Source organism: Mesorhizobium sp. M0293, from assembly GCF_040321735.1.
In the GTDB taxonomy this organism is placed as follows: Bacteria; Pseudomonadota; Alphaproteobacteria; order Rhizobiales; family Rhizobiaceae; genus Mesorhizobium.
The window spans coordinates 1-3,737 of the sequence record NZ_JAMYSA010000229.1 but is presented as its reverse complement, the minus strand read 5'-3'; the positions used below and the strand labels follow the sequence as shown (position 1 = coordinate 3,737).

The following is a 3,737-nucleotide window of genomic DNA, read 5'->3' as shown; positions in this document are numbered from 1 at the left end:
CCCAACGGGGGGGTGTGGGCGGCACGCCACGGGGCGCGCCCCTCCCCCTGGCCCGGGGATTGGTGTTTCTGGTCCTCGGGCGCGCCCCGCCGTTGGCCATCACGCCGCAACGGCGCTTCGGCACGTTTGGCGCCGCCGCCAACCAGGATCAGCGGGCGGCGCGCGGCGGTGACGAGTTTGGCTGCGCTGGCAATTGCGGCACCATCCGGCGCGGGCGGCGCTGCATTGCTCAGCATGGCGGCGATGCTGTTCGCCGGCTTGACCATGACGTCGGTCGGGATTTCGATATGCACCGGGCCGGGCCGGGCCGACGAAAACAGGGCGAAGGCCTGCGCCAGGGCACCGGGCAATTCGCTGGCCTCGGTAACGCGCTGCGAAAACAGCGCCACTTTCTCCATCATGCCCCGCTGGTCCGGCAACTCGTGCAGATGGCCCAGGCCCTTGCCCAGCGTCGGCATGGCGTTGACGCCTGAGATAACCAGCATCGGCACTGAATCGGCACGCGCCTGTCCCATGGCGGTGATGGTGTTGGTGAGCCCCGGTCCGGTGATGACGAAGGCGACACCCGGCCTGCCGCTGGCGCGCGCATAGCCATCGGCCATGAAGCCGGCGCCCTGTTCGTGACGCGGCGTGACATGGCGGATCTTCGAGCGCGCCAGTCCCCGGTAGAGTTCGACCGTGTGCACACCGGGAATGCCGAAGACCGTGTCGACGCCATGGGCTTCGAGCAGCGAAATGAGCGCCTCGCCGACAGTCGTCCCAATGTTGGTCCCAGTGGTGGTTCCGATGGTGGTCCCAGTGGTGGTTCCGATGGTGGTCCCAGTGGTGGTCATTGGCGCAGCACCGGGCGCGTCAGGCAGGTCGGGCCGCCCTCGCAGGCGATGCAGAGCGCATCCGCCTCGAACGTGGAGACCGCGCAGCCGGCCGCCTGCATGGCTGCCGCTGTCCTGGGAAAACCGGCAACGGCAATGACCTGGCGCGGCGCGGTCGGCAGCACGTTGAGACTGAGCCCGTTGGAAGCGAAGAACTCGTCGGCATCACCCTCGACCAGCTTGATGCCGCGCGCCCGCAGCATCTGGTAGAAGGCGGCCGGCAGCAAGGGCGCATAGACCAGCGCCAGATCGTCGGCGAGCGGACTGATCACCGACATCAGGTGCAGGCAGGCTTCCTCGCCGTGCCAAAGCGGCAGGTCGAAGCCAAAAACCGAAATGCCCTTGGGCGAAAGCAGGTTCGAAAGCTGCTGGATGCCGTCCTGGTTGGTGCGCACGCCACGGCCGATGGCCAGCGTGGTTGCATCGACCCAGACGCAGTCGCCGCCTTCCACCTGGCCCGGATCATCGATGCGCCCGAGAATGGGAATGCCCATGCGCTCATAGGCTGCCTCATGCAGGCCGGGCTCGACCCGGCGCAACGCTTTGCCCATGGCAAGAATGATCGCGCCATGATCGGTCATCAGCGACGGATCATGGGTGAAGACGGAATCGGCCAGCCCGTCATCGGCATCCGTCAACCATTCGATCTCGGCGCCGGAAGCCGCGACCATGCTGGTCAACTGCTGATGCTGGGCTGCGGCCTTTTGTGGATCGAAACCCGAACCATAGTGCCATTCCTGTGCCCTGGCATGGCGCATGGCGCTGGCGGCGGACCGCATCAGAACGCGTTTCAGGGGTCCGGCCATGGACTGCGACCCGTATGATTTGCCCACTCAATTCTCCCGAAACGTCCGTTGCCGCCACTAACCACTACAGCAGGCTGTGATCAATAGTCCAAAAACCATGGTTGACGGAGGCAAGCGGAACGGTCCATCCTGAGAATGGGAACTCTGTCAGTGACGGGTAATGGGTAAAAAATACCAGCAGCGACCGACTCTACCGCTCCGCGGAGCGTCGAAGGGATGACGGCTACTAGCGCCGCATCCGGGATGATAGCGCAAGGCGCAGCACCCGCATTGAAACACACGGCGCAGGACGGCGCCGCCGAAGCCATCCATGTCGAGAACCTGCACAAGAGGTTCGGCGAGTTGCATGTGCTGAAGGGCGTCTCGCTGTCGGCGCGCGATGGCGAGGTCATTGCCATCATCGGCGGCTCCGGCTCAGGCAAGTCGACGCTGCTGCGCTGCATCAACTGCCTGGAAAATCCGACCAGCGGCATCATCCGCGTCAATGGCGAGGAGATCAAGCTCAAGGCCGACAGCCACGGCCACACGGTTCCGGCCGACCGCAAGCAGATCGAGCGCATCCGTTCCAAGCTCGGCATGGTGTTCCAGAACTTCAACCTATGGAGCCACATGACGCTGATCGAAAACGTCATCGAGGTTCCGGTGCATGTGCTTGGCGTCAAGCGCGATGTGGCGATCGCAGAGGCCGAAAAGCTGCTCGCCCGCGTCGGGCTGGCCGAAAAGCGCGACGTCTATCCGGCCTATCTGTCGGGTGGCCAGCAGCAGCGCGCCGCGATCGCCCGTGCGCTCGCCATCAATCCGCGCGTCATGCTGTTCGATGAGCCGACCTCGGCGCTCGACCCTGAGCTGGTCGGAGAGGTACTGAAGGTGATCGGCGACTTGGCGCGCGAAGGCCGCACCATGGTGCTGGTCACCCATGAGATGAAGTTTGCCCGCGAGGTCGCGACCCATGTCGTCTACCTCTACAACGGGCTGGTCGAGGAAGAGGGGCCGCCGGAGCAAATCTTCGGTGCACCGAAATCCGAAAGGCTGAAGCAGTTCATCCGCAACATCGGCTAGGAAAGCCGGGACGGAAGAAAACCGGGAACCAACAACAGACTGGGAGTCATGAAATGAAGACTGTTCTGAAGACATTCGCCGCAGCGCTGCTGCTCGGCGTCGCCGCCATGGGCGTGGCCAAGGCCGATCCGGTCAAGATCGGTGTCGCCGCCGAGCCCTATCCGCCCTTCACCTCGCCGGATGCATCGGGCAAGTGGGTCGGCTGGGAAATCGAGTTCATCGACGCCGTCTGCGCCGAAGAGAAGCTCGACTGCGTCATCACGCCCGTTGCCTGGGACGGCATCATTCCGGCGCTGACGACCAAGAAGATCGACCTCATCGTCTCCTCGATGTCGATCACCGCCGAACGCGAGAAGACGATCGACTTCTCGGACAAGTACTATAACACCCCGACCGCGATCATCGGCCCGAAGGACCAGAAATTCGGCTCCACGCCGGAAGACCTCAAGGGCAAAGTGGTCGGCGTGCAGGTTTCGACGGTGCATGCCGTCTACGCCAAGAAGCACTTTGGCAGCACCGCTTCCGAGATCAAGGAATACCAGACCCAGGACGAAGCCAACAACGATCTTGCGGCCGGCCGCCTCGACGCGGTGCAGGCCGATTCCATCGCGCTTGGCGAATTCCTCAAATCGGACCAGGGCAAAGCCTGCTGCGATCTGAAGGGCATGGTGGCTCCGGACGATGAAGTGCTCGGACCGGGCGTCGGTGCCGGCGTGCGCAAGGAAGACACCGAGTTGAAGGACAAGATCAACGCCGGCATCAAGGCGATCCGCGCCAACGGCAAATACGACGAGATATCGAAGAAGTACTTCGATTTTGACATTTACGGCGGCGGCGGCGCGCAGTCGAACTGACAATCCTCGCATGAGCCGAGGGGGGGGGGGGGGGCCCCCCGCGCCCCCGGCCGCCCCCTGCCCCCCCCCGGGTGTGGCGCGCCGCGGGGGGCGTGGCGGGTGGGCCGTCGCGGCCGGGGGGCCGCGGCCGGAGCGCCCCGGGGGAG

4 protein-coding genes are annotated in these 3,737 nt (G+C 64.7%); 2 read left to right on the top strand and 2 right to left on the bottom strand.

The window, feature by feature from the left end; genetic code table 11:
- Both NKJ06_RS34820 and NKJ06_RS34815 read right to left on the bottom strand, forming a co-directional pair.
- Window positions 1-833: thiamine pyrophosphate-binding protein (locus NKJ06_RS34820; RefSeq protein WP_352812450.1), on the bottom strand; the 833-nt coding region annotated here is incomplete at its 3' end.
- Window positions 830-1,678, bottom strand: coding sequence for a dimethylarginine dimethylaminohydrolase family protein (locus NKJ06_RS34815; RefSeq protein ID WP_352628362.1), 849 nt, complete (start codon window positions 1,676-1,678; stop codon window positions 830-832). The genes NKJ06_RS34820 and NKJ06_RS34815, both read right to left, overlap by 4 nt.
- Before the next feature lie 243 nt (window positions 1,679-1,921).
- Here NKJ06_RS34815 and NKJ06_RS34810 point away from each other — a divergent pair, with 243 nt between their 5' ends.
- Window positions 1,922-2,737 carry an ABC transporter ATP-binding protein gene (locus tag NKJ06_RS34810; protein WP_352628364.1) on the top strand — a complete coding sequence of 272 codons (816 nt, stop codon included), beginning with the start codon at window positions 1,922-1,924 and terminating at the stop codon, window positions 2,735-2,737.
- Window positions 2,738-2,790: 53 nt separating this feature from the next.
- A complete protein-coding gene (locus NKJ06_RS34805) occupies window positions 2,791-3,591 on the top strand; it encodes a transporter substrate-binding domain-containing protein (protein ID WP_352628216.1) in 801 nt (266 codons plus the stop codon).
- The last annotated feature ends 146 nt before the right edge of the window (window positions 3,592-3,737 follow it).